Source organism: Aquimarina sp. Aq78 (assembly GCF_900299525.1).
In the GTDB taxonomy this organism is placed as follows: Bacteria; Bacteroidota; Bacteroidia; order Flavobacteriales; family Flavobacteriaceae; genus Aquimarina.
This window is the reverse complement of the sequence record NZ_OMKA01000012.1, coordinates 1-1053: the sequence shown is the minus strand read 5'-3', so window position 1 is coordinate 1053 and position 1053 is coordinate 1. Positions and strand designations below refer to the sequence as shown.

Below are 1053 nucleotides of genomic sequence, written 5' to 3'. Positions count from 1 at the left end.
CTTCATAATATTGATCCAACAATCAGTTGTCCGGCCACAGTAAATGTTACTGTTGATGCAGGTCTATGTACCGCAAGTAGTGTTGCTTTAGGCACTCCAACCACTTCAGATAATTGTGCAGTGGCCAGTGTAACAAACGATGCACCTGGAGTTTTCCCGATAGGAGATACGACAATCACCTGGACAGTAACGGACAGTTCTGGGAATACAGCTACCTGTACTCAAACGGTAACCGTAACCGACAATATTGATCCAACAATCAGTTGTCCTGCTACAGTAAATGTCAATGTTGATGCCGGTCTATGTACTGCGAGTAGTGTTGCTTTAGGCACTCCTACTACAGGAGATAATTGTGCTGTAGCCAGTACAACCAATGATGCACCGGGAGTTTTCCCATTAGGAGATACAACAGTCACCTGGACAGTAACAGATAGTTCTGGAAACACAGCGACCTGTACTCAAACGGTAACCGTAACCGACAATATTGATCCAACAATCAGTTGTCCAGCCACAGTAAATGTCAATGTTGATGCCGGTCTATGTACCGCAAGTAGTGTTGCTTTAGGCACTCCTACTACAGGAGATAATTGTGCTGTAGCCAGTACAACCAATGATGCACCAGGAGTTTTCCCGATAGGAGATACGACAGTAACCTGGACGGTAACGGATAGTTCTGGAAACACAGCTACCTGTACACAAACGGTAACCGTGACGGATAACATCGATCCAACGATCAGTTGTCCAGCCACAGTAAATGTTACTGTAGATGCTGGTTTATGTACTGCAAGTAGTGTTGCTTTAGGTACACCAACCACTTCAGATAATTGTGCAGTGGCCAGTGTAACAAACGATGCACCCGGAGTTTTCCCATTAGGAGATACGACAATCACCTGGACAGTAACGGACAGTTCAGGAAATACAGCTACCTGTACACAAACGGTAACGGTAACGGATAATATTGATCCAACAATCAGTTGTCCGGCCACAGTAAATGTTACTGTTGATGCAGGTCTATGTACCGCAAGTAGTGTTGCTTTAGGCACTCCAACCACT

Annotated in this window: 1 protein-coding gene; it reads left to right on the top strand. The window is 45.0% G+C overall.

The features are described from left to right. A partial coding sequence (locus tag DG435_RS09115; RefSeq protein WP_159098255.1) for an HYR domain-containing protein occupies positions 1-1053 on the top strand: 1053 nt, incomplete at both ends.